Genomic DNA, 16,371 nt, shown 5'->3' with positions numbered 1-16,371 from the left:
CCGGTTGAGAGTGGGATGCAGTTGGGGCAGATGCGGGTGATGCCTGTGAACTGCTTGTCGGGTCCGCTGTTGGAGGCCCAGTAGAGCCCGCAGCGGTGGCATTTCCTGGCGTCCACGGGTCAGTACCAGTCGGATCCGTTGGCGTTACGCAGCCGTTCGGGGGTGGGCAGGTAGTACCTGCCCGCGTCTCGGTTCCCATCCGAGGGGCCGTCTTCGAACCAGTCGAAGCCGCGGGACCAGATGGTGACCCAGATCGTCCGGTCGGTACTGCGCGCGCCGATGGCGTAGTCGCAGCCGGCGGCCAGGAGTGCGTACGCCTCCCCGAGCTGACGTTGCGCGTCGGCGGAATCGCGGTTGTGCCACTTGGATTCCGGGACGCTGGCTCGGCGGCAGATGGTGAGCAGCTGGCTGCGGGTGTACGACGGCGTGGTGGTCATGCGGTTCGTGCTCCTCGGTGGCGGGCTGGGCAGGGTGTCTTGCGGGGGTGGCCGGTGTCGTCGGTGCAGAGGGCGAATGGTCGTGCGTCGCAGGCGGTGCACTCGCCGCTGATGACGCCGAGGTAGGCGTCGATCAGGGGTCCGGGGGTGCATCGGCGGCGGCCGGGGCCGAGGGCGGCGCAGTCGAGGGTGGGATCGAAGTCGTCGTCGGGGTCAGGCATGGCGGGCTACCGGGGCGAGGGCGGGGTGGGTGCAGGGGGCGAGCTGGTCGCCGAGGTCGATGCGACCGAAGTCGTCGCAGTCGTTGCAGTCGGCGATGATCCGGCGTTGGCGTCGGCGTTCGAGGTCGTGCGCCGCGGCGATCGCGACGTCGTCGGCCAGGGCCGCGGCTTGCCAAGCGTTGAAGGCGGTTCGGGCGTTTGCGCAGTCGCCGCATGGTTGCCGTGTGCCGGCGGGGTGCGCGTCGCAGAACCTCGACGGTGGGGCGTTGGTGTGTGTGTCGGCGATCGGTCGCGCTGGTGACGTACCCGGGTTACGTAACACCCCATGTAGTTGTTGGTACTGGAGTTGGTGCCCGGCACCGCCATGCCGGTAAAAGTCGCGTGGCGGTGCCGGTGATCCACCGTTATCCACAGGGTTATCAACAGTTTTCACCGGCGCCGCGGTGCCGGTAATCGCATCATCACCGGCACCGCCATGCCGGTGATCCGCCGCTTTTACCGGCATGGCCATGCCGGTAGTCGAGTTATTCACAGGCATGGCGGTGCCGGTAATCGACTGCGGGACAAGCCGGTAGACGTCGGCGATGCCGCGGCGTTTGTTTGCTGAGGAGTCGGTTTTCTCGATGAAGCCGAGTTCCTGGCCGCGCTTGAGGGCCTCGCGTACGGCCCGCTGTTTGAGGTCTGCGGCGAGGGCGAGCTGCACTTCGCCGGGGTGCGCGTTGGTGCCGTCGTTGAAGTCGGCGAACGTCTCCAGTGCGAGCAGCACGGTTTTGGCTGCCGCGGTGAGGCCTGTGGCGGCCAGCACAGCGCGAACCCACAGGCGGCGGTCCCAGCCGGTGTGCCGGTTCTGGGCGGCCAGTGAGCCCAGGAGGGCGTCGTCGGGTGATTCTGTCAACGGTGGGCCTCGTCTCCGGTTGTTGCGCCGTTGGCGAGCTCCAGGAGCACGTCGGCATGGCAGGGTCGGTCGAGCGGGCACCAGCACGCGAGGTCGTGGCCGCGGAGCTTGTTCAGGTCAGGTCCCCACGGGCCGCGGTTGTAGTAGATGTAGCCCGAGAAGCCGAGTCCGCCGACGACCTCAATCGTGCGGGGATCGGTCAGCCATTCGCGGTAGCGGTCGACCGCCTCAGCCGGGTCGCCGTCGTCGATGGGGAACGGGTTGCCGAACCGGGTGGGCCGGCCGACGTAGAGCGCCCCGGCGGGTAGCCGCCAACCCTTGGTGCGGTGTCGTTGAATGCGCTGTGGAGTAACGGTATTCACGATGTCGCTCCCGGTTCCTCCATCAGTGCGACGAGGACGGAGAGCTTCATTCGCTGCCATATCGATTCGTCGACGGTGTCGTTCATGGAGCGGTCGGGTTGACGGTCTGGGTCGCCGCCGCAATAGGCCCAGACGCATTCAGCGCCGCGGCGGTAGTGGACTGGGTAGATGGTCCCGCCGAGGAATCGGTCATCGAGGTGAATTGATGTCGGCAGGCCTGTGAGGTAGGCGTGCGCGTCGGGGATGGAGCCGGCGGCGGCGAAGTCCTTGTTGGCTTGGGATTCCCTATCAGCCTTCGTTTTCCGGGACGGAACGAGTAGATCCTTGCGCGAGTCGATCCGCCAGCCATCGGGCACTGGCCGATAGTTCGGGTGCCCGCTCCAGCCGACTCCCATCCCGTTCGGCGGCCGGAATCCGCACAGCGTTGATGTCCCGTCGAAGGACTCCCACATGATCGCGGCGTCAACGGTCAGTCCGATCGACTCGGCCAGCCGCTCGACCTTCTCCGTGTAGGTCTGGTAGTCGGCCTTCCAGCGGTCGTAGGCGCCGCATTGGTCGGCGTCGGTGGTAATCCACCAGACCGCGGGGACCGCACCCTTCGCCGGGATACTCCCGGCCATCAGGGCACGTACCACCTCCGGATCGTCGTACGCGGGTTCAGGCATTGAGCCACCTCCGGACCATCCGTCGAGCTTCCTTCGCTGTCGGGCTCACGCACGGGTCGTAGACCGAGAGCACCCGGGCGGCTTCACATCCCCACGACGGGACGGGATCGTGGGCGCCGCGGTCGACCAGCTCGCCGACGGGTTCCACGACGTAGAGCCCGCCGTTCGGGTAGCCAGCGGCGTAGAGGCGGGCGTATTCCCGGTCGGTCGTCACGTAGACCAGCGTCGGATCGTTGTCGTCACCGGCAAGTGGTGTTCCGTTGGCGCGGGCTTGGCAGGTCGGGCAGTCATCGCGCAGGTGCTGACCAGCGTTCAGTGCTTGCGGGGTGATCATGTCTCCGGCATTGAGGCCTGGAACACCGCCGTGCCACATTCGGGAATCGGTCTTGGGCGTCCTCACTGGGCACCTCCCCCGTAGTCACTGACGAGTCCCACGCAGACGAGTGCGTTGCGGAGTTCGCCGTCGTGGGCGAGTGGCCACGCTTCGCCGGAGTGGCTGACCCACCAGAACCTCTGTGCGCGTCGCTCGGCCCGGCTCTGGGCCCCCAGCCGTTGCCAGTAGGCGACGAGGGCGTTCTCGGCGATGGTGCGGGCTCGGCGCGCACGTTGGCGGCGGTGACGGCCGAACGGGCCACACGAGGAGCAGGTCAGCAGATGATCGAGGGTGTTCATCGAGCCGCCTCCTGCGGGTATTCGTCCCACGTTCGGCCGTCGAGTTCCCGGCCGGCGGCCTTCTTTCCGACGCGGTACAGGAACGTCGGGTGATGGTGGGGGAAGTTGGCGCGCTGGGCTTCTCCGCGCCGCGGCCCGTCCGGCCAATCCAGATCACCGGCCTCGTAGGTGTTTCCGTCATCGGTCATCACCAGGTGCCGCGACGATGGTTCCCCGAGCGGTGACCATTCGCCGTACTGCTTGAACAGGTAGGCAATACCTGCGGCCTGGCATTGGTCGCGCAGGTCACGCGCCCACTTCGGGTGCATCGGCCGCGCCCCGGGCCCGGATTCGCCGCCGGCCACGACCCAGTCCAGGGTCTGCGGAGTCGCGATGAACGTCTTGCGGGGTGACCGCATAGAGGTGACAGCGACGCGGTTCCCTCTACGGCATTGTCAAGCGGTTAGTGCAACATCGCTGCTCTCGTGGTGATCAAGGGCCGGTGATTGGGCATACGCTGGGCGCGTGCAAGGGCGGCGGCAAGGGAGTCATCACTTGATGGCCGAGCACCCGTACGCGTGTCTTGGGGTGCCCGATGCTGAGGAACGTGCACGGCGCAACGCCGAGATGCTCCGCGGTGGCGAGGAGTCTGGCTTCTACGACGAGTCCAGCCGCACCAGCCTCTGGCCCGATGACTTCAAGGACTGGGAGCCGGCCGTCGGTTCCGCGCCTCCCCTGGCACCCGGCAAGCGGCCTTTCTGAGCCACTCGCGGCGAGCCGTGGGTGGGCCTTGGTTGCCCGGGGTCAGGCGGCGTCGTTGAGCAGGGCGGCGAGCCGTTGGGCGGGGGTGTCGAGGTCGAGGGTGGGCCGGGGTCGTTTGTTGAGGGTGTCCTGGACCCGCTTGAGGTCGGCCTTGGTGAATTTCGACAGGTCAGCGCCCTTTTCGAACCAGTGCCGCAGCAGTCGGTTGGTGTTCTCGTTGCTGCCGCGCTGCCACGGTGAATGCGGATCGCAGAAGTAGACCGGGGCCTGCAGCTGCATGTCGATGTCGCGCCAGCGAGCCATCTCCGCGCCTCGGTCCCAGGTGATGGTGCGACGCAGATGCTGGGGCAGGTCGCTCATGGCCTCGATCATCGTCGTGGCCACTGACTCTGCGGTGTGGTCGACCGGCAGGTGCAGCAGGATCGTGAACCGGGTGCTGCGCTCCACCAGCGTGCCGATCGCGCTGGCGCACTCCTTCCCCAGGATCAGATCACCTTCCCAATGCCCGGGTACCGCCCGGTCTTCGGCTTCGGCCGGGCGGTCGCGGATGGTGTACACATCGTGGAACTTGCCGCGGCGCTCCTGATGTCCCCGGGACTTGCGCGCGGCACGTTTAGTCGACAGGCACTTGTTCAGATCAGCGCGCAGCTGGCCCCGTCCCTGCACGTAGAGGCACTGGTAGATCGTTTCGTGGCTCACCTGCGCCAGCTTGTCATCCGGGTGGTCGCGGGCCAACACATCGGCGATCAGCTTCGGACTCCACCCGTCGTCCATCCAGTTTTCGATCTGGGCGCACAATGCGCGGTCTTGAAGCTTGAATTCCTTGGGCCGCTTGGCTTTCAGGGCAGCACGAGAATGTGCCATCCCAGCGTGGTAATCGCCGTCGGCGTTGCGGTTGCGCTGTACCTCGCGCCACACGACGCTACGGTCACGGCCGATCTTCTCAGCAATCTCCTGATACGTCTGCCCAGCGTCGCGGCCGCGCATGATCGCGATGCGCTCATCGAGGCTGAGTCGATGCCCATACCCACCTGGCCTGTCAGGATCACCAGGCTCAGCCAGACCCGTGGCCGAACCCGTTCCGCATCGCAAGGGCATCGACCCAGCTTCATCCCACCACCTCCAACCGGTCTGGATTGACACGCCAACCTGGTACCCGGCCTCACGAAGCGTCGCGCCCAGGCACACCCGATCGAAAAACTCTCGCCGCATCGCACGCGGATAAGCCGGAGTCATACGCAACCTTCCTGAACAGGGACGTTGCAATGACCATATGAATCTAAGTACCCGTCAACGCATTCCGATTACCGATGTCCGTCAGGTCGATCGGTCCGAGGAGCGGTTCGGCGCTGATCCACCGCACCGCGGCGGGGGTGTCGAGCAGGGCGGGTATGCGGATGTCGGCCCACTGCTGATTCTCTGTGGAGACGCCGAGCCACACGTTCGGCAGCGGCCACAGTTCAACCTTCGCGCCGGTCTGGTCCACCAGATCGAGCAGTCCCCTGCCGACGAGTGACCGCATGCGTGCGTGCCGCTTGGTCAGCAGCTGGAAGGTGTGGCGCGGGGCCAGTGCCATGACCGCGAACACCTGGGCGATGTACTCGTCCGGCACGCTGTCGTGGAACAGGTCGCTCATGCTGTTGACGAAGATCCGGCGCGGGCGCTTCCAGCGGAGCGGCTGATCGAGCTTGTGTGGTCTCAGGGTGATGTCGAAGCCGTTCGGGTAGGCCGGGCCGCCACGGAACCGCTCGGCGATCGTCTCGGCGTAGCAGTGGTCGCACCCGGGCGAGACTTTGGTGCAGCCGGTGACCGGGTTCCAGGTGGCGTCGGTCCATTCGATGGCCGTCTTGTCGCTCATCGCTGGTCGGCTGTTCGGTTGGCTGCGGTGGCGAGTCGGTGCATGGCGAGGGCGAGGAATCGGACGAGGGTGTCGCTGTCGAGATGGACGAGGTGGCTGGTGAGGGTTATCACTGCGAGCAGTTCAGCGTCGGCGGTGGTGCACTGCTGGAGGCGGGCTTGGTGCTCGCGCACGCCTTGGGCGAGGAGCTCGTGGACGGCCGCGATGTTCTGTTCGATCTCGGCGACTTGCCCGGCGGTGACATCGGGCCCGAAGACGCTCATGGGTGGGCCTCTTGTTCGGTGTGGTCGAGGATGCGGGTGACGGTGCTGTAGCCGACGCCGAGGTTGCGGGCGATGGCGCTGGGGGCGGTGCCGGTGTCGGCGGCGGCGAGGACCTGGGCGACTTTGACGCGGTCGATGCGGGTGATGCCGGCGGCGATGACGGACTCCGCTTCGGGGAGCATTGCGGTCCACTGGTCGGTGGTTTCGCGTGCGACGATCTGCGCAACGGTGGGGCGTTCCGGCGTGCTGTCGGGGGTGGTGTGCATGTCGTTGTGCACGGATACGTGCACGTTCTGCGCAGCTTGCACAACGGGCTGACCTGCGGTCTCTGCGGGCCAGGTGACGCGGTGCGCGTTGGTGAGCGCGAGGAGTGCGACGGTGCTGGCGGTGATGCTCAGGTCGATCGCCAGTGGCCAGAGCCAGGCGATCTGGGGTGGTATGCCGGCGGCGGTGATGGCGAGGTCGCGCAGCGCGGTGAAACTGAGCACGAATGCGCACAGGGCCAGTGCGGCGGTGATGCACAGTGCGGTGCGGTACGCCGCGCCGGTGATGCGGGCGTGCACGAGGGTGTGCACGCCGTGGGTGGCGGCGAGCAGCACGACGGGCGGGACGACCGCGGCGGCGGCGGCGATCGCGGGGGTGCCGGTGGTGTGCAGGAGTGCGTGGGTGACGTTGCCGGCGATCGAGGCGGTGCTGGCGGCGAGCAGCCAGCACCAGAAGAACCGGCGGGCACTGTCGGTGGCGGTCATCGTGTGAGCTCCAGGAGTTGCCAGTCGCCGGGGGCACCGGGCAGCTCGGCAACCAACGACACGCCACCGTCGTCGATGACACGCCAGCGGTTGCCGTCGTCGGTCTGGACGCGGATCGCGATGACCCCGGTCATCTCGTAGGTGACGTGCTGCCTGACGGTGCCGATCGGGTCGCCCTCGCGGATGCGGTTGACCGCGGCGACGATGCCGTCGAGGAGTTCGGCCGCGACCGATCCGGTGATCTGGTAGCCGCCGAAGACTCGGACCATGAATTCGTTGGCGAGGAAGTTTCGGCCGCTCAGGAATACTGTGGCGGCTTCGCGCTCGTCGTCGGTGAGTGTGACCAGTGGTGTTGTCATGCGGATGCTCTCTTCTGGTCGTCGGCGAGGGCCAGCAGCAGCGGGTCGACCGGCAGGCCGTTGCGTCCCAGGCGGCGGATGAGCGCCTGGGGGTTGGTGTTGAGTGCGTGGAGGCGTTCGGGGATGGTGAGGCCGAGGTCGCACATTTCGGCCCAGGTCTCCGGGAACGGGACCCGCTCCCCCGTGCCGGTGTGGGGGGTGGCGTCGGGGTCGTCGATGGTGTCTTCGTCCCAGGCCATCGGTGGGGCCCAGCCGAGGCGGGCGCCACGGTGGCGGGCGCGGGCGGATGGTCCTGGGGTGAGCTGCAGTTCGGCGAACAGGACTGCGACGGCTCGGGCGGTGGCCGCGAGGATCTGGCTGTCGGTGTTGTGGAACCAGCGGGTCGCGTTCGTTGGTGTGGCGCCGAGGCGGGTGGCCAGCCAGCTCTGCGGGTAGCCGAAGGCGACGAGGGCTTGCAGGCGCCGCGCTGTGCCGACGGCGGGCACTAGGGCGCCGGCGGCGAGGACAGTGTGCTTTTCGGCGAGTTCGGGGATCGTGACGGCGAGGATCTTGTCCGCGTTGGTCTTCAGCATCCGGTTCGACGGGCCGGTTCCGCGATCCCCGCGCCCGTTGAGCACCTGCTGCACGACACTTCGCCGGATGCCGGCGAGTTCGGCGATGCGTCGTCGCCCGACCCCGGCGGCGAGCAGTGCGTCGATGTGCGCGCGGACCGGCGCGGCGTCGGTGTAGCGCGATTCCCACGACCCGTAGGCGTGTCGGCGTTTCCGGTACTGCTCGTAGTGGGGATGGCACATGCCGCGCCGGCTGACCGGCCGCCGGCACGCCGGATCGCGGACGCACCGAGGTGCGTCCGCGACCGCGGTGGTTGTCATCGGGTGCCTCGGTAGGCGTAGACCGGGGTTTCGGCGGCGGCGACGATTTGGGCGGTGAGGTCGGCCCAGGCTTTGCGGAGGAGTTGTTGGACGGGGGTGAGTTTGATGGCGAGGGTGAGTCGGCCGCCTTCGGTGTCGATGCGGAACCAGGCGTCGATGTCGTAGGTGTCGATGTGGCCTTCCCAGGGGCGCAGGCGCAGGGTGATTGTTCGGGGGACTTCGAGTTGGCGGGTGGCGGTTCCGGCGCTGGCGCGGACCTCTTCGGTGTAGGTGACCGATTGGGTGCTGACGGAGGGGTCGCTGCGGCTTTCGAAGACGGCGGTCTTGTGTGCGCGGAGGTCGCGGACGATTTCTTCGAGGTCGGCCTGGTCGGGGCTGACGACGGTGTGGATGAGTTCTTCGAGTCGGTCGGAGAATTCGGTCTGGGAGTAGAACTTCCCGGACATGGCGGTCCAGGCGGCCCAGTCGGGGTCGGGGATGAGCTGCAGGGTGAGCAGGTCGTCGCGCCAGCCTCCGCCGATGTCGCCGTGGTCGTTGTAGACGGCGGTGACGGTGCCGGTGTTGTAGTCGCCCCAGAGGGTGGATTCGGTGGTCAGGGGCCGCCGGTCGAGTTCTTCGAGGAACGACACGACTTCGCTGACCTGGCGACGGCCGGAGGGCCGCGACGGTCGGGGCAGGTAGTCGCGGACGTCGACGGTGGTCTGCTGGAGGCCGTGTTCTTCGGTGACGGCGATGTAGTTGCGCACACCGTGGACGCCGAGGTCGATTTCGGTGGCGGGGAACGGCGCGGTGCTGACCGCGCCGTTGCCGACAGCGGTCCGCAGGGTGACGGGTGTGTTAGTGACGGTCATGGTGGTGTCCTGTTCTGTGGGTGTGGGTTTCAGCGGGCCGCGGTGCCGTTGGTGGGTTCGTAGTCGATGCGGTACTGCTCGGGGTCGTTGCGGTGCAGGCCGCCCTCGTCGTCGGCGTACCAGACGGATTCGAGTTTCGGTTCGGGGATGGCCGCGGTGACCTTGTCGCCTACCTGGACGGCGCGGCGGTTGTTCTTCAGCGGTGAGATCGTCAGCGCGACAGTGACGGTGGCCTTCTTGCCGGTGAGCTTGACGGCTTCAACGGCGTCGCGCAGGAGGCGTGAGGCTTTGTCGTGGGCGAGGCCTTTGTTGTGGCCGACGAGGACGGCGGCGAATTCTTCGAATGCGGAATCTTCAGGCATGGCAGTGAGTTTCCTTCCGGATCAGGTTGGGGTTGGGTGCGGTACGCGGGTCGGCAGCAATGGGCTCACCGTGTAGAAGTCCGGGTCGTGGCCCACGCTTGCCCGTGGAGATCAGGCAGAGACGGGTTTGACCGTTCGCCGCGCACCGCACCCTGGTCTTTCATTGGCCGGGGTTGGGGATGACGACGGTCGCGGCCGCGGCCAGTAGGGCGATGGTCGCGGTGATGATGGCGATCCGCATGGAGGTGGGCATGGGGTTCCTTCCGAAAGGTGTTGGATCAGTGGGTGGGGCGGGGTCGTCCGCGTTGCAGGTCGATGAGGTCGTCTTGGTTGCGCAGCCAGGCGACGGTGCGGGTGATGGCCTGGTCCTTGGCGTCGAGCTCGGTCCGGCACGGGCCGGACTTGATCGAGGGGTATTCGTGGCAACGGACGGCGAAGCGGCCGTCGGGCAGGACCGCGGTGTCCCAGGTCAGTTCGTCGATAGTGGGGAGCCGCCCCGCCGTCCTGGGCATCAGTCGATCCCGAGGACGACGGTGATGGTCCAGGCCAGGGCGATCAGGCCGGGGTGGCGCAGCTGGCCGCACATGGCGCGGATCGCCGCGGCGCGGGCACGCCGGCCGCGGAGCCTGATGCCGGACCAGTCGGAGTGACACGGCCAGCAGCGCGTCATCCCCGCCGCTGCGGTGACCGCGCGGCAGTCGACGCACAGGTGCAGCCGATAGGCGGTACGCCGGTCCATCAGCGGTTCGGCCGTGGCGATTTCGTCGAGGGTCACGGCTTCGCCTTCGGTTCCGGTTTCGGCAGTTCGGCGATCCGCGCGAAGCATGCGGCGGTGGCGGTGGCGTCACCGAGGGCGGTGTGCGGATCGATGTTCTTGACGCCGAGGAGCTCGCAGCACCGGGCCAGACTCGGCAGTTCCGTCATCGGGAGGCCGAGCGCGCCGGCCGCCGCGGATTCCAGATCGGCCAGCCGGAAATGCCACGGTTCGTGGTTCACGTCGACGATGAACGACGGGTATCGGGCGGCGCGCACGCCGGCCATGAGCATCGCGGCATCGAACCGGACGTTCGCGCCGCCGAGGGTGGCGCCGGCCAGGAATTCCAGCAGGTCCCCGTAGGCTGCGACGGTCTCGTCGGCATCGAGGGCGTGTTCGAAGCAGCGGCGTTCGAAGTACCGGTTGACGGCCAACGCTTCCGGCGCCGCGACCGCCAGGGCATCCGCGGACAGCCGGGGGAAGAAGTTGCGCTGTTCGCCGGTGCGGGTGTTGATCGCCGCGACCTCGATCGGCACGTGCAGGCCCACGTTGAGACCGGTGGTTTCGACGTCGACGACGATCAGGTCACGGTCAGACATCGCGGGCCCCCTGGGTGATCCAGGTGTAGAAGTCGGTGGCGGTGGCCAGGACGTCCCGGACCGCGGCGTCGCGGTCGATGATGGCCATGGCGTCACCGGTCTCGCAGTGCAGCTGCACCGCGTTGTAGAGGGCACGTTCCCGAAGGTCACAACGCATCCGGGCGGCCGTTTTGCCGTCGAGGAAATCGGCGATGTCGACGATGCCGGGCTCGCCCATGGTGAATTCAGGCACCCCAGTACCCCCCGACGAGTCCGGCGCCGACGCTGCGGCCGACGGCGTAGCCGACGATCAAGACGGCGGCGACGACCCACACGAGACCGTCGGTGAAGAACCGGCGGATCACTGCTGGCCCCCTTCAGTCAGGTTCTTGGAGATCCGGATCGCGGTGTTCTCATCGAGGGGCCGACCGCCCGCGACGGTGTAGTTCCGGAAGCTGCTGGCGGCGGCAAGGGTGCGCAGGGATTCGGCGATGTCGACCAGCGCGTACGCGGTGGCGAGGGCGGCATCAGGTTCGTCCCAGCCGAGGACTTCCTTGGCCCCCGCGAGGTCGTCCACCTTGGGCGCCGCGCTCACGCGGGCACCCAGCCTCGGGCGTCGACTGTGGTCGGGACGGCGGTCAGGGGGAGGCTGTCGCAGAAGCCGGCCCGGAGACACTGCCCCGGGGACGCGTCAGCGTGGTGGGTCGTGGCGGTGAGGATGCCGGCGGCGGTGAGGCTTCCGAACAGGATGAGTGCGGCGAGCCGGTGCAGCCTGCGTGGCCGCATCGGGATGGTCAGGGTACGCATGGTTGTCCTTACTGGTCGAGTGCGTCGAATTGTGTTGCAAGGGAACGGAGGTCATCGGAGAGGCGAACGAGCGACGTGGCGCGCCAGCGGTTCAGCTCGGAACTGAACAGGTTCGGCCGGGAGGAGTACTCCAGGAACTCCGCCGCTGCTGCCAAGACGCGAGCGGGTGGCAATGGACCGAGGTCGACGGCGCAGGTGCCGCAGATCCGTGCCGCGGCCGGGGCGAGGTAGTCGCGGACGATGACACCGCTCCGGTGTTTGCACCGCCCGCACGCCGTACCGTCCGGGAGTTCGTTGGTGAGCAGCTGCGCAGCGCGCAGCATTTCCAGGTCCGCCCCGGCCAGTACCCGGCGTGGGGTGGGTTCCGGTGCGGGGCCGCCAGATGGCTGGCTCATGGGGGAAGAACCCCGCACCGGAATCCCACACCCGCTGGGCAAGGTCAGCGGGAGTAGTTCGTCGTGGTCGGCGTCGGCTTCGTCGCAGACGGGTCCGGCCGCGTCGGGCCCGTCGCATTCCATCCGCCCGAACCCGCCGGCCGCCGGGACGTCGGTGCCGAGGACGTCGAGCGGTCCCGCAGCGAGCCACTCGAGAAGCTCTCGGCCGACCGCGGTGCCGGCGGCCAGCCAGCCCAGCAGCCAGTCCCCCATCCGCCGGATCACCGGGCACCCCCTCCACAGTCGCGGTGCGCAGCAACCCAGCGGTCCAACAGCGCGACATCTTCCGCGTCAACAGCGGTTTTCGTTGGGGTCGAATAGATTTCGAGTCGATCACCGCACGAGCACACGCTCACCGCGATCGTCCGAATCAGGTATTCCATGACGTCGTCGGACTGCTTCGGGGCGCGTTCCCCGGTCAGCTGGCACACCGTGCGGATATCCGGCGCCGACTTCGCCGCGGCCCCGGTCACGACACCGGTCCCGACCGCTCGGACGCCCGGCCGGCGGCCAGGGCGATCGCCTCGTCCGCGTGCCGGGCGAACGCAACGCGGGCTTGCGCGGCGATCGCGTCGAGGACACACAGCACCGCGGTGGCCAGCAACGCCAGCCCCGCACCCCAGCTCACTGCCGCGTTCATCGCGCACCGCCGGGTGTCCGGAGCGAGCCGGCGACAACTGCCGGCCCGCTCCGTTCCCCTACGCTCGCTGTGCCAACAGCGCCCGGACGGGCATCGAACGAAGGAGAAGCATCATGACCTACCTCAGCAGCCGGCTGGATCTGGTCCAGGAAGGCATCCAGAACTGCCAGAGCGCGACTGCGAAGGTCAGTGGGCTCCGATCGCATGGCGATCCGGCCATCAAGGAACTCGCAGACGCGATTCACTTCCTGTCGTTCGGTGTCCAGCAGATCGGACTCGCACTCTCCGACAAGGGCCGCGACGACAATCTCCCTATCCAGCGCGTCGAGTAGCTGCCGTAGCCCCCGGGCAAAGCGCCGTACATCAGCGGCGCTGCACGGATTCAGATAGACGGCGTCGCGATCGAATGTGTTCACCAGCACGCCGCCGCTCATGCGGACCGCCGGGTGTTCTCGGTGATGAACCGGTCGATTTCGGTCGAGGCGATCCGGCGGTGCGCACCGACCTGGACCCAGGCGATCTGGCCGGAGTTCATCAGCCGGTACAGGCCGGTTTTCCCGACCTTCAGGGCGGCCTGGGCCTCGGAGAGGTACAGCAACGCCGCCGGCGGCGTTGCCTTCACCGGGGCGCTCATGCCGGCACCGACTTGGCGGCCGCCCGGCGAGCCGCGCAACGCGCTTCCCATTCCCGGACTGCGACCCGCGCGGTCGGGATGTTCGCAATGCCCCGCTCGATCGCGGCCATCAGCCGCCGGAGCTCGCCGACACTCCCGGAGAGCCAGACTTCCTCGCCGAGGTCGACCATCACGGTGGTGTCGTCGACCGGCTTGTCCAAGCCCTGGTGGTTGCCGTACTCGCGGAGTACGTATTCGCCGCTCCGTCCGAGGCTGATTGATACGCTGACTCCTGACATTTGAGCTTTCCTCTCGGGTGTCGTGGCCCTCGTCCCGGTGCAACGGGCGGGGGCCGATTTGGTGGATGTTGAAGAGGGAGTCCAATGGCCAACCCAGCCGCGCTGCTGCACGCGACCCTGTCCAACTGGCGTGTGGGCGGCAGGCTCTATGCCGACACGACGGATCAGCGGATAGCTGTCCGCCATTTGGATGCGATCGAGGATCTGCTCGACCAGATGGATGCGGTGAACATTGGCACCGAGGTGTACCGAGAGCAGTTCCCGAAGTGGTGCGCGCTGACGCTGCATAACCCCAACGAATGGCAAGTCCAGTCCAACTTGAAGCACATCGACAACACCGCTCTGGATCACCTGTGGAACCTGTCCGAGTGGTTCCGGACGTTGGTCCCGACCGTCTCGACGGACGGTCTGGATGCTCTCCGCACGTTCGCGGAAGGAACGCAAACTGTTCTCGACGAGGACGACACAATCGACCCCCTGCTGAAACAGCACGTTCGCGGGGTGATCAACCACCTGCTTTGGTGCATCGACCGTTACGACGACGTCGGCGACTTCGAGTTGAGGGAAGCCGTCGACCGTCTGATTGCCGCGATGGCCACTACGGCGGCCCGCAGCGGCAAAAGGGACCGCTGGCGTGAATGGATGAATAAGTTCGTTTATCCATTCACGGTCAACATGGTCTCCGCGATACCCGCCCAGGCGGTGATTCAGCTCGCGCTCGGCGGCTGAGGTATCACAGATCCAGTTCCGTCCAGCCCGTAGATGTCGTGGTAGAGCATGTCGAGCATGTCCCCCACCCGCAGGTACGCACCCGTGACCGCGGCGGCGTGCTCCGCGCCGAACTCTGATGCGTTCACCCGCAGCTTGTAGACAACCACCTGCGCCTGGACGACTGCCGATCCGGCTGCCTTCCGTTCCGCCGGTGCAAAGTTCTCCGGCTCCCACGGCATCCGCCACCTCCACACTCATTGCGCACCCGCTTCGGGGGTGGCCGCCGACAGGCCCGCTCCGGGGGCGGGGACCTGTCGGCGGCCCGACTTACGCTGCAACCACCGCAACGGCAAGGAGAACGCCGCGGCGACATAACGGGACGCGAACCCGTGCAACGTAAGGAGCTTGTAATGACCACTCGTGCCGACCTGCGCAACGCGGTCCTCGCCCTCCAGGGGCAGGTACCCGAGTCGATGCACCTCAGCCGTGGCTCGATTGATCACGTCCTGACTTGCGCCCAGTTCGCGCAGCCGGACGAGAGCGGCGAGTTCGGCGGACCGGTGAGCGGCGACGACCTCGTCGTGCTGACGCTGCTGAGTCACGTCGTGAAGCTTGAGAGCGACATCGAGCGTGCCGCCGGCCGCCAGTGCGTCCCCGATCAGGCGCGACTCGCGCTGTTCACCGAGTTCATCGTGTAGATCGAACGCCGTCGCGTACAGGTGCGACACCGACGGGAAACCCAACCGCTCGTGCACCAAACCCAGCAGCTCCGCCTGCGCGCTCACCGGGCCGCCCCGCTCTCGACAGCGACGCCGGCGGGGACGAGCCACGGGCGGGCAACGATCGGACTCCCGAACAGCAGCCAGTGCCGCAGATGCTCCAACTGCGCGAGGCGCCGCTGAACGTCGAGTTCCCAAGCACCGAGGTGCACTGCGAGGCGGTCCGGGTACTCGGCCTTGGACGCCGCGGTCGCCGCGGCGGTGGCCGCGATCATGTCGCCGCGGCCGAAGGTTTCGGTGGTGGTCATCAGGCACCCGCCTCGAAGTCGTTGAGCTCGACGGGCCCGGGTGCGGGGTCTCCTACGCTCGTGCTCGGATCAGCAGCGCCGGCGGCGGCGCCGAGCGAAGGAGGGACTTCATGATCACTGCCGATTGGATCGCCATCGCCGGCGCCGCGGCGGCGACCGCCAGCGGGGTTATCGCGGTATTCGCGGTAAAGGCCACCAAGGACGCCAACAAGATCGCGAAGTCCGCCAACGACACGGCCGCGGATGCTCTCCGGCAGGCCCAGGAGGCAAACGGCATCGCGGTAGATGCGAACGAGCTCGCTCGCGACGCGAATTCGATCGCCGAGCGGGCGCTGATCGTCGCGCAGAACGACACCCCATACCACTGGGTGCTCAAGGTTGAGGATGACGGGACCGCGGTCGTCGTCAATGACTGCGGACACCGCGCTGACAAGGTCACCGTCATCATCGACGTGGACGGGAACGTCATAGCTCAGACCGGCCCGACGGACGTACCCGCATTCGAACAGCTGGACTTCAACCTTTCGAGCACGGTCCAGCAGCACCTCGAACACGTACGCATGAACCCGGGCCGAAAGCCGATCGACGCCGGCAGCGCCTTCGTCGCCGGCAGCAGCGGCCGGACCGTCGAGACGGTGTTCCGCGCAACCCTGACCTGGTTCACCGCCGAGCAGGTTCCGCGACGCGACGTAGTCGAGGAGGTCATGCGCCACCTCATGACACCAAGCGGCACTCTCCGCCGGAGTCAGCGTCGTCAGCGCGACACCTGAACCGACGCGCACCCCGCGCCCGAAGGTTTCAGCGGCGGTCATCAGGCCACCTCGCTGACGGCCGGCGTATTGCGCGGCCGATAGACGGTCGAAATTGATCCCGCGTCGAGGTTGTACGCATGCTCAAGGCCGGAAATCAGTTGGGCGCTGGCGCCGCGATGGCCGTTCTCGATCGCGCTCAGAGCGCCCCGGGTCGGGCGGTCACCTGTCACCTCGGCAACCAGATCGCAAACCTCATCCAAGGTCAGTCCGGACACGCGCCTAAGCACGGCGATCGAGACGTGCGGCGGAACCTTCGGTTTCCGCTGCCGCGCATATCGCCGAGTTTCGGCACAAGTTCCGGACATGACCCGAACTTTACACCATACTTTCGCTATGGCAAACCGAATGTTCGGAACATGGCCAAAACTGGCAAACGTCTCTGATCAGCC

The 16,371-nt window shown here is 67.3% G+C and carries 33 protein-coding genes and 2 pseudogenes; 4 read left to right on the top strand and 31 right to left on the bottom strand.

Translation table 11 applies throughout. The annotated features are described in order from the left end of the window. Positions 1 to 119: 119 nt before the first annotated feature. The 8 genes and pseudogenes from G6N16_RS06035 to G6N16_RS06000 all read right to left on the bottom strand — a co-directional run. Positions 120 to 437 carry a hypothetical protein gene (locus G6N16_RS06035; RefSeq protein ID WP_133053049.1) on the bottom strand — a complete coding sequence of 106 codons (318 nt, stop codon included), beginning with the start codon at positions 435 to 437 and terminating at the stop codon, positions 120 to 122. Next, positions 434 to 658, bottom strand: coding sequence for a hypothetical protein (locus G6N16_RS06030; RefSeq protein WP_163787793.1), 225 nt, complete (start codon positions 656 to 658; stop codon positions 434 to 436). The genes G6N16_RS06035 and G6N16_RS06030 overlap by 4 nt, the downstream gene beginning before the upstream one ends. Continuing rightward, the gene (locus G6N16_RS06025) at positions 651 to 1,553 is read right to left on the bottom strand and encodes a hypothetical protein (protein ID WP_163787792.1); all 903 of its coding nucleotides are present in this window, start codon (positions 1,551 to 1,553) and stop codon (positions 651 to 653) included. The genes G6N16_RS06030 and G6N16_RS06025 overlap by 8 nt, the downstream gene beginning before the upstream one ends. Then, positions 1,550 to 1,915, bottom strand: a complete 366-nt coding sequence (locus tag G6N16_RS06020) for a DUF4326 domain-containing protein (protein WP_234806051.1) — start codon at positions 1,913 to 1,915, stop codon at positions 1,550 to 1,552. Before G6N16_RS06020 ends, G6N16_RS06025 begins: the two co-directional genes overlap by 4 nt. Next, the gene (locus G6N16_RS06015) at positions 1,912 to 2,580 is read right to left on the bottom strand and encodes a hypothetical protein (RefSeq protein WP_083034001.1); all 669 of its coding nucleotides are present in this window, start codon (positions 2,578 to 2,580) and stop codon (positions 1,912 to 1,914) included. The genes G6N16_RS06020 and G6N16_RS06015 overlap by 4 nt, the downstream gene beginning before the upstream one ends. Beyond that, complete coding sequence (locus tag G6N16_RS06010; RefSeq protein WP_197913096.1) at positions 2,573 to 2,914, bottom strand: hypothetical protein; 342 nt, start codon at positions 2,912 to 2,914, stop codon at positions 2,573 to 2,575. Before G6N16_RS06010 ends, G6N16_RS06015 begins: the two co-directional genes overlap by 8 nt. A 62-nt stretch (positions 2,915 to 2,976) precedes the next feature. Continuing rightward, positions 2,977 to 3,252 carry a hypothetical protein gene (locus tag G6N16_RS06005; protein ID WP_083033998.1) on the bottom strand — a complete coding sequence of 92 codons (276 nt, stop codon included), beginning with the start codon at positions 3,250 to 3,252 and terminating at the stop codon, positions 2,977 to 2,979. Beyond that, positions 3,249 to 3,608 (bottom strand): annotated as a pseudogene (locus G6N16_RS06000) (DUF5131 family protein); the annotation flags it as partial. The gene G6N16_RS06005 and the pseudogene G6N16_RS06000, both read right to left, overlap by 4 nt. A gap of 181 nt (positions 3,609 to 3,789) precedes the next feature. Here G6N16_RS06000 and G6N16_RS05995 point away from each other — a divergent pair. Continuing rightward, complete coding sequence (locus G6N16_RS05995) at positions 3,790 to 3,993, top strand: hypothetical protein (protein ID WP_163787791.1); 204 nt, start codon at positions 3,790 to 3,792, stop codon at positions 3,991 to 3,993. 42 nt (positions 3,994 to 4,035) lie between these two features. On the opposite strand, the gene G6N16_RS05990 is transcribed toward G6N16_RS05995, so the two are convergent. From G6N16_RS05990 to G6N16_RS05910, 17 genes and pseudogenes are all read right to left on the bottom strand, one after another. Then, positions 4,036 to 5,229, bottom strand: coding sequence for an IS30 family transposase (locus G6N16_RS05990; RefSeq protein ID WP_163787790.1), 1,194 nt, complete (start codon positions 5,227 to 5,229; stop codon positions 4,036 to 4,038). An 82-nt stretch (positions 5,230 to 5,311) separates the two neighbouring features. Next, positions 5,312 to 5,851, bottom strand: a pseudogene (locus tag G6N16_RS05985) (DUF5131 family protein); the annotation flags it as partial. Then, entirely contained in the window at positions 5,848 to 6,114 is a 267-nt protein-coding gene (locus tag G6N16_RS05980; protein WP_083033979.1) for a hypothetical protein, read from the bottom strand. The pseudogene G6N16_RS05985 and the gene G6N16_RS05980, both read right to left, overlap by 4 nt. Further along, positions 6,111 to 6,863, bottom strand: coding sequence for a DUF2637 domain-containing protein (locus G6N16_RS05975; RefSeq protein ID WP_083033980.1), 753 nt, complete (start codon positions 6,861 to 6,863; stop codon positions 6,111 to 6,113). The genes G6N16_RS05980 and G6N16_RS05975 overlap by 4 nt, the downstream gene beginning before the upstream one ends. Further along, positions 6,860 to 7,222 (bottom strand): hypothetical protein, encoded by a 363-nt coding sequence (locus tag G6N16_RS05970; protein ID WP_083033981.1) that lies wholly within the window; start codon positions 7,220 to 7,222, stop codon positions 6,860 to 6,862. Before G6N16_RS05970 ends, G6N16_RS05975 begins: the two co-directional genes overlap by 4 nt. Beyond that, entirely contained in the window at positions 7,219 to 8,094 is an 876-nt protein-coding gene (locus G6N16_RS05965) for a hypothetical protein (RefSeq protein WP_163787789.1), read from the bottom strand. The genes G6N16_RS05970 and G6N16_RS05965 overlap by 4 nt, the downstream gene beginning before the upstream one ends. Next, on the bottom strand, positions 8,091 to 8,945 hold the full coding sequence (locus tag G6N16_RS05960; RefSeq protein WP_083033323.1) for a DUF2303 family protein: 855 nt from the start codon (positions 8,943 to 8,945) through the stop codon (positions 8,091 to 8,093). Before G6N16_RS05960 ends, G6N16_RS05965 begins: the two co-directional genes overlap by 4 nt. A gap of 29 nt (positions 8,946 to 8,974) precedes the next feature. After that, entirely contained in the window at positions 8,975 to 9,307 is a 333-nt protein-coding gene (locus tag G6N16_RS05955) for a YfdP family phage-associated protein (protein ID WP_083033324.1), read from the bottom strand. Positions 9,308 to 9,585: 278 nt separating this feature from the next. After that, the gene (locus tag G6N16_RS05950; protein WP_083033326.1) at positions 9,586 to 9,819 is read right to left on the bottom strand and encodes a hypothetical protein; all 234 of its coding nucleotides are present in this window, start codon (positions 9,817 to 9,819) and stop codon (positions 9,586 to 9,588) included. Then, the gene (locus G6N16_RS05945; RefSeq protein ID WP_083033327.1) at positions 9,819 to 10,082 is read right to left on the bottom strand and encodes a hypothetical protein; all 264 of its coding nucleotides are present in this window, start codon (positions 10,080 to 10,082) and stop codon (positions 9,819 to 9,821) included. The genes G6N16_RS05950 and G6N16_RS05945 overlap by 1 nt, the downstream gene beginning before the upstream one ends. Beyond that, positions 10,079 to 10,660, bottom strand: coding sequence for a 3'-5' exonuclease (locus tag G6N16_RS05940; protein WP_083033329.1), 582 nt, complete (start codon positions 10,658 to 10,660; stop codon positions 10,079 to 10,081). The genes G6N16_RS05945 and G6N16_RS05940 overlap by 4 nt, the downstream gene beginning before the upstream one ends. After that, positions 10,653 to 10,892: a hypothetical protein gene (locus G6N16_RS05935; protein WP_234806012.1), complete on the bottom strand. Its 240-nt coding sequence runs from the start codon at positions 10,890 to 10,892 to the stop codon at positions 10,653 to 10,655. Before G6N16_RS05935 ends, G6N16_RS05940 begins: the two co-directional genes overlap by 8 nt. Before the next feature lie 108 nt (positions 10,893 to 11,000). After that, positions 11,001 to 11,234: a hypothetical protein gene (locus G6N16_RS05930; protein ID WP_083033330.1), complete on the bottom strand. Its 234-nt coding sequence runs from the start codon at positions 11,232 to 11,234 to the stop codon at positions 11,001 to 11,003. Further along, complete coding sequence (locus G6N16_RS05925; protein WP_083033332.1) at positions 11,231 to 11,446, bottom strand: hypothetical protein; 216 nt, start codon at positions 11,444 to 11,446, stop codon at positions 11,231 to 11,233. Before G6N16_RS05925 ends, G6N16_RS05930 begins: the two co-directional genes overlap by 4 nt. 8 nt (positions 11,447 to 11,454) lie before the next feature. After that, on the bottom strand, positions 11,455 to 12,105 hold the full coding sequence (locus tag G6N16_RS05920) for a hypothetical protein (protein WP_133053006.1): 651 nt from the start codon (positions 12,103 to 12,105) through the stop codon (positions 11,455 to 11,457). Next, positions 12,102 to 12,353: a hypothetical protein gene (locus tag G6N16_RS05915; RefSeq protein WP_083033335.1), complete on the bottom strand. Its 252-nt coding sequence runs from the start codon at positions 12,351 to 12,353 to the stop codon at positions 12,102 to 12,104. The genes G6N16_RS05920 and G6N16_RS05915 overlap by 4 nt, the downstream gene beginning before the upstream one ends. After that, positions 12,350 to 12,520 (bottom strand): hypothetical protein, encoded by a 171-nt coding sequence (locus G6N16_RS05910; RefSeq protein WP_163787788.1) that lies wholly within the window; start codon positions 12,518 to 12,520, stop codon positions 12,350 to 12,352. The genes G6N16_RS05915 and G6N16_RS05910 overlap by 4 nt, the downstream gene beginning before the upstream one ends. A 113-nt stretch (positions 12,521 to 12,633) precedes the next feature. On the opposite strand from G6N16_RS05910, the gene G6N16_RS05905 reads away from it, so the two are divergent. Beyond that, entirely contained in the window at positions 12,634 to 12,852 is a 219-nt protein-coding gene (locus tag G6N16_RS05905; RefSeq protein ID WP_083033336.1) for a hypothetical protein, read from the top strand. 98 nt (positions 12,853 to 12,950) lie between these two features. On the opposite strand, the gene G6N16_RS05900 is transcribed toward G6N16_RS05905, so the two are convergent. After that, positions 12,951 to 13,154, bottom strand: coding sequence for a helix-turn-helix domain-containing protein (locus G6N16_RS05900; protein WP_110810964.1), 204 nt, complete (start codon positions 13,152 to 13,154; stop codon positions 12,951 to 12,953). After that, positions 13,151 to 13,432, bottom strand: a complete 282-nt coding sequence (locus G6N16_RS05895; RefSeq protein ID WP_083033340.1) for a hypothetical protein — start codon at positions 13,430 to 13,432, stop codon at positions 13,151 to 13,153. The genes G6N16_RS05900 and G6N16_RS05895 overlap by 4 nt, the downstream gene beginning before the upstream one ends. 84 nt (positions 13,433 to 13,516) lie before the next feature. Here G6N16_RS05895 and G6N16_RS05890 point away from each other — a divergent pair, with 84 nt between their 5' ends. After that, a complete protein-coding gene (locus G6N16_RS05890; protein WP_083033342.1) occupies positions 13,517 to 14,161 on the top strand; it encodes a hypothetical protein in 645 nt (214 codons plus the stop codon). On the opposite strand, the gene G6N16_RS05885 is transcribed toward G6N16_RS05890, so the two are convergent. The 3 genes from G6N16_RS05885 to G6N16_RS05875 all read right to left on the bottom strand — a co-directional run bounded on the left by G6N16_RS05885 (position 14,140) and on the right by G6N16_RS05875 (position 15,170). Beyond that, entirely contained in the window at positions 14,140 to 14,289 is a 150-nt protein-coding gene (locus G6N16_RS05885) for a hypothetical protein (protein ID WP_163787787.1), read from the bottom strand. The two genes, G6N16_RS05890 and G6N16_RS05885, sit on opposite strands and share 22 nt — an antisense overlap. A 108-nt stretch (positions 14,290 to 14,397) precedes the next feature. After that, a complete protein-coding gene (locus G6N16_RS05880; RefSeq protein ID WP_083033345.1) occupies positions 14,398 to 14,928 on the bottom strand; it encodes a hypothetical protein in 531 nt (176 codons plus the stop codon). Further along, positions 14,925 to 15,170, bottom strand: a complete 246-nt coding sequence (locus tag G6N16_RS05875; RefSeq protein WP_083033347.1) for a hypothetical protein — start codon at positions 15,168 to 15,170, stop codon at positions 14,925 to 14,927. The genes G6N16_RS05880 and G6N16_RS05875 overlap by 4 nt, the downstream gene beginning before the upstream one ends. A gap of 110 nt (positions 15,171 to 15,280) precedes the next feature. Here G6N16_RS05875 and G6N16_RS05870 point away from each other — a divergent pair, with 110 nt between their 5' ends. Then, entirely contained in the window at positions 15,281 to 15,940 is a 660-nt protein-coding gene (locus tag G6N16_RS05870) for a hypothetical protein (RefSeq protein WP_083033348.1), read from the top strand. A 41-nt stretch (positions 15,941 to 15,981) separates the two neighbouring features. Here G6N16_RS05870 and G6N16_RS05865 read toward each other — a convergent pair whose 3' ends face one another. Then, the gene (locus G6N16_RS05865; protein WP_235674061.1) at positions 15,982 to 16,287 is read right to left on the bottom strand and encodes a helix-turn-helix domain-containing protein; all 306 of its coding nucleotides are present in this window, start codon (positions 16,285 to 16,287) and stop codon (positions 15,982 to 15,984) included. Positions 16,288 to 16,371 lie beyond the last annotated feature (84 nt).

Source organism: Mycolicibacterium insubricum (assembly GCF_010731615.1).
In the GTDB taxonomy this organism is placed as follows: Bacteria; Actinomycetota; Actinomycetes; order Mycobacteriales; family Mycobacteriaceae; genus Mycobacterium; species Mycobacterium insubricum.
This window is presented reverse-complemented; position numbering and strand designations above follow the sequence as displayed.